This is a genomic window from Candidatus Cryosericum odellii (assembly GCF_003570935.1).
Lineage (GTDB): Bacteria > Caldisericota > Caldisericia > Cryosericales > Cryosericaceae > Cryosericum > Cryosericum odellii.
The window spans coordinates 1-4320 of record NZ_QXIU01000054.1; the positions used below are offsets into that span (position 1 = coordinate 1).

Consider the following 4320-nt stretch of genomic DNA (forward strand, 5'->3'; position numbering starts at 1 on the left):
GAGATCACCGAGCGCAAGCAGGCAGAGGACAAGCTGCAGGTCGCACAGCTGCAGTGGAGTCAGTTCTTGGAGGTTTCGCCGGACCCAATGTGGATCAAGGACGCGTCAGGACGCTATGTCGCGGCCAGCAAGTCGTACTTTCACGCTGACCCCAGTGCTGAAGGTAACATCATCGGCAAGACGGATGCCGAGTGCTTTCCACCCGAGAAAGCCGCGGTGTATGTGGCCAATGACCGTGTTGCCATCGAGAGAGGTGCGACCGAGGGCGAGTTCACTGCTGTGGGTGTTGATGGCAAGCTCCGCAATTTCCTAACCAAGAAAGTTGTCCTGCGCGCGCCGGACGGTTCGGTAGCAGGAACGCTGGGTGTCAGCAGAGACATCACGGACCGCAAGAAGATTGAGGAGGCGCTGCAAGACTCTGTGGATAGATGGCGAGTCGCTATTGACGCTATTTCCGATATAGTCTGCCTGATCTCGTCTGAACACACATTTCTGGCAATCAATGAAGCAGGAGTGAGGGCGCTAAATCTTCCTCGTAGTGAGATTATCGGTCGTAAATGCTATGAATTGGTACACGGGACCACATGTCCTATCCCCGTCTGCCCGTGCAGTAAAGCCATCGAAACCGGTCTGGAAGGGTCCAGCGACTATGAGCAGGGAGGGAGGTTCTATTCTTTACAAGCATGGCCACTAAAGGATAAATCAGGACATGTTACCTCACTCGTTCATATTGTAAAAGACATCACCGAGCGTAAACGTGCGGAAGCAGACAAGGAAGCAATGCAGGCTCAACTCCGTCAGTCCCAGAAGATGGGGGCCATCGGCCAGCTGGCAGGTGGCATAGCCCATGATTTCAACAACCTGTTGACCGGCATCCTGGGCAACATCGCCCTCATGCGCAGCAGCCTGGCCCCGGCTGACCCGTTGCTGGAGAACCTGAACGCAGCCGAGACCTCTGCCCGTCAGGCAGCCGATCTCACGAAAGGACTGCTGACCTTCAGCCGCAGTGCCATGATCCTGCCGGTGCCCATGAATATCGCGGCCGCGCTCGATGTGACTCTGACACTATTGAAGCAATCTCTGCCTGCCACCATGGAGATCGTTCGTGACCACGAGCAGACAGCATGGAACGTCCTGCTGGACCAGTCGCAGTTGACGCAGATCCTGCTCAACCTTGCAGTGAACGCACGCGATGCCATGAAGGGCAAAGGGACGCTGACGATACGCGCCAGGGACGAGACTGTCGACGCGGCTTATGTCCACGAACACCCCTATGCACGCACGGGTGAGTTCGTCCATCTCAGCGTCAGTGACACGGGTTCCGGGATGTCTGCGGAGGTCATGCAGCATCTCTTTGAACCCTTCTACACGACGAAACCGGTGGGATCCGGCACGGGACTGGGGCTCTCCATCGTCTACGGTGCCGTCAAGCAGGCCGGCGGCTGGATCACGGCAGTATCCATGGAAGGTGTCGGGGTGACCTTCGATATCTACCTCCCTCGATGCCTGGAGGAATCCATCCAGTCCGTCACTCCCAGTCCCCTCCCTGTGAATGCAGGCAGCGGAACGATTCTGGTGGTCGAAGACGAGCCAATCGTGTGTGCGGTCGCTCAGGCTCTCCTCAGCAGGAGTGGATATACGGTCCTGACGGCACCGGACGGGACATCGGCCTTGAACATCCTGCGGGAGCACCCTGTAAGCATTGGGCTCATCCTGCTGGACATGACTATGCCGGGCATGACGACCAGCGAAGTCGTGCAGGCCATCCGGGCCCTGGACCCGAAGGTCCCCATCCTGCTGACCTCCGGGTACACTTCCAACGACATCGTCAGGCAGATGCTCGAGGAGGGGGCCGTGCAGGAATTCCTGCCCAAACCCTACGAGCTGCATGAACTGCTGGAAAAGGTGCAAGAGCTGCTCCACAAAAGTTGAGCGGGCTGCCGGGTAGAAACCCCGACTGCAGTTGCAAGTGGCGGCCAGCTCTTGTCATTTGACTAGACGCACCATGGCTCCCGGTGCGGGGGGCGACCGACGGTTCACACAGACTGCGTTCGCCATATGACAGTTGATTGGCTGTCGCTTCATGGTAAACTCAAGATTTGGAGATTTGCAGACACATCTCCGAGCTAAGTGAGGCGCAGATGGCATTGACCGATCAGACAATCAAACTCGTGGATGGACGCGCCCTGGGGTATGCGGAGTTTGGCGACCCATCAGGGATACCGGTACTCTTTTTCCATGGATTTCCGGCGTCACGCCTCGAGGGCATCGCCCTGGACGCCCCTGCACAGGCAGTCGGTGTTCGACTCATCGCGCCCGACAGGCCCGGTTTCGGTCTTTCAGATCCCAAACGTGGACGCTCATTCTCGGGCTGGCCGGACGATGTCGTCCAGCTTGCTGTACACCTCGGTATCTACGATTTCGCAGTTCTCGGTACTTCAGGAGGCAGTCCCTACGTCGTCGCATGTGCAGACCGCATCAGTGAGAGACTGACCGCTGCCGGGATCGTCTCAGGCATTTCTCCCCTTCACAACCAGGCTGTTCGCCTGTCAATGAATGCTGATCAGCGACGGATGTTCGTCTCAATAGCGCGCTTCCCCTGGCTTGCTCGCCGCATGTTCGCTCAAAGCATGCAGGAGGTGCAGGCAGACTTCCCCTCACTGTTGATCCGTATAGCAGCGGAACGACCCGACGCGGACAAGTCCGTACTCGAGCGACCGGACATCAAGGATATGCTCCGTACGAATCTGACCGAAGCGTTCAGGCAGGGTGTCGCCGGCGCCGCACAGGAACTGGCTCTCTATCCTGGCTCCTGGCGCCTCGCGCTGAAAAAAATCGCATACCCGATTCAGATATGGCAGGGGCGCGAAGATATCATCACTCCCCCATCCATGGCGGAAGAACTTGCATCTCTCCTTCCTCATACCCTGACACGATGGTATGCCAACGAAGGGCACTCCTTGCTGTTCGCCCGTTCAGAGGAGATCCTGAAACAACTCGTGTCCTGACGCGCGAGTCCACCATGCTGTTGCGACAGACATGGTTGAACCAGGCGGTCAGTGAGGGATAGGCTCTCCGACTGGTGCTCCGTCCGGCACCCTGTCTATGAAGGCGATCCGTTCCAGCAGAAGGCGAGGCGGCCGCTCACTTTCATCGTGTAACTGCTTGTCGGAGAGAATAGGGTTGGGGACCGTTGTGTGCTTGCCTACAATGACCAGCGTCAGCAGTCTCATGTTCTCCGGTATTCCCAGCATTGGCTTCACCTCATCTGGACGAAAACCAGCAATCGGGTGTGCAACCAATCCCAGCTCGGTCGCTCGCAGGATGAGCAGAGCCGTCGCCATACCTGTGTCGAACCAGTTGTACTCGCGGTCCTTGATGACACAGTCCAATTCGGGCCGACTGAAGACAGCGATGATCATGGAGGCTCGTTCCGTCCATTGGTTGCCCTTCGTCATTGCCGTGCACACTTTCGCCAGTACGTCGGAATCGCGAACGAACACATATCGCCACGGCTGGTTGTTGAAACACGACGCTGAGAGGCTTGCGGCACGGGCCAGGTCCCAGATCAGATCGTCAGTGATAGCCACAGGGTCAAAAGAACGATATGCCCTGCGGGCCTCGATAGCATTCTTTACGTCCATAGGTACCTCCAAGTGATCACTCTGCACAGTGCACCAGTACTTCATCGATATCGGGCAGCTCGGGGATGGCATAGACCTTCACCCAGGTAACCTTGCCCGATTCGTCAATGAGCACGTTGGCACGCTCAGAGAAGCCCTCGACGTCGCGGAACAGCCCATACGTGCGCGCCACGCCTCCGTGAGGCCAAAAGTCGGACAGCAGCATGGTCTCAGCGATCAGCAGCTGCTTGGCCCACTGGTTCTTCGACGGAACGGGGTCAATGCTCATGCCGAGCGCGACCGTGTTGAGGCGAGAGAAGTCCGCGAGATGAGCTTCGAGCGCTTTCATCTGCTCGGCACACACTTTCGTCCATGCGAGAGGGTGCCAGGACAGCAGGACCTTCTTGCCCCGGTAGTCCGCCAGGTGAATGGGTCGCTTCCGGTTGTCGTTCAAGGTAAAGTCGGGCGCCATATCGCCGACGGCAATTCGTTTGATCTCTTCCATATGATCCTCCTGTATTTATTATCGGTCGCTGGGCGACCGAACGTTAATTTAGTATGGCCTCATGCGTCACCCATGTCAACGCGACAGGTCTGGCGATCCCTACGGTCTCAGATCGAGCTGCTTGATGTCATCATGAAGTTCGAACATTTTGTACTACAATATAAATTATCTCATTCGTGACCAATGTAGTAA

At 57.2% G+C, this 4320-nt stretch carries 4 protein-coding genes; 2 read left to right on the forward strand and 2 right to left on the reverse strand.

Features of this window, described 5'->3' with window-relative positions; translation table 11 throughout:
* Nucleotides 1–1932: PAS domain-containing hybrid sensor histidine kinase/response regulator (locus tag SMC5_RS02125; RefSeq protein WP_133299143.1), on the forward strand; the 1932-nt coding region annotated here is incomplete at its 5' end.
* A gap of 209 nt (nucleotides 1933–2141) precedes the next feature.
* On the forward strand, nucleotides 2142–3008 hold the full coding sequence (locus SMC5_RS02130) for an alpha/beta fold hydrolase (protein WP_119119403.1): 867 nt from the start codon (nucleotides 2142–2144) through the stop codon (nucleotides 3006–3008).
* A gap of 48 nt (nucleotides 3009–3056) precedes the next feature.
* Here SMC5_RS02130 and SMC5_RS02135 read toward each other — a convergent pair whose 3' ends face one another.
* Together SMC5_RS02135 and SMC5_RS02140 are read right to left on the reverse strand one after the other, a co-directional pair.
* Nucleotides 3057–3644, reverse strand: a complete 588-nt coding sequence (locus tag SMC5_RS02135) for a nitroreductase family protein (RefSeq protein WP_119119404.1) — start codon at nucleotides 3642–3644, stop codon at nucleotides 3057–3059.
* Nucleotides 3645–3660: 16 nt separating this feature from the next.
* Nucleotides 3661–4128: a redoxin domain-containing protein gene (locus SMC5_RS02140; RefSeq protein ID WP_207798974.1), complete on the reverse strand. Its 468-nt coding sequence runs from the start codon at nucleotides 4126–4128 to the stop codon at nucleotides 3661–3663.
* Between the last annotated feature and the right edge of the window lie 192 nt (nucleotides 4129–4320).

Excerpts from the sequence above, each read along its gene's own strand:
- SMC5_RS02130 (WP_119119403.1), top strand. The coding sequence starts at position 2,142 with ATGGCATTGACCGATCAGACAATCAAACTCGTGGATGGACGCGCCCTG.
- SMC5_RS02135 (WP_119119404.1), bottom strand. The coding sequence starts at position 3,644 with ATGGACGTAAAGAATGCTATCGAGGCCCGCAGGGCATATCGTTCTTTT.
- SMC5_RS02140 (WP_207798974.1), bottom strand. The coding sequence starts at position 4,128 with ATGGAAGAGATCAAACGAATTGCCGTCGGCGATATGGCGCCCGACTTT.